The sequence below is a fragment of the Vibrio sp. 970 genome, from assembly GCF_033339075.1.
Map to the genome: position 1 here is coordinate 1 of NZ_JAWOTW010000827.1, position 516 is coordinate 516.

Annotated in this window: 1 protein-coding gene; it reads right to left on the minus strand. The window is 42.2% G+C overall.

The genetic code is table 11. The features are described 5' to 3' along the window. The coding region (locus R7Q11_RS29425; RefSeq protein WP_225467375.1) for an anion permease at positions 1–250 on the minus strand (250 nt) is incomplete at its 3' end. Between the last annotated feature and the right edge of the window lie 266 nt (positions 251–516).

Genomic DNA, 516 nt, shown 5'->3' on the forward strand with positions numbered 1-516 from the left:
GCCCTTCTTGTGTTCGAAACAAGACAATGCCTTTGTTCGAAATGAGCAATAACTCAAGCACGATGATCACCACCGACGTGGCATAAATCGGAATAGGCTCGAACACCCAACAGAGCGCAGCCAGCAAAAAGATCGCGATAACTCGCTGTTGGACGATGGTGATGCCGTCAAAAGGAAACGCTGACAAAGGCATCAGCCAAATAAGTAACGGAATCACCGTTGGGATGATGTATTTGAGATATGGGCGCATAGTACTACTACTCTTCCTGAGTTGGTTGGCCATGACATTAGGCATTTCGAGCCACATTCAGTCATCTTTCTATCAATCTGATTTTTATGAACGACTTTGCGGTTGTGAGCTAGAAACATACTTGTTTGATAACTCTGAGTAGAGATTATGTACACTGTTTTGAAACGAAATTTTGGTCTTAGATCAATGAACTGGAATTCACATCAGAAAACATCTCTTATCTGTGTCCAAGCTCACTAATTACGCGATAGATACTTCTTCATCAC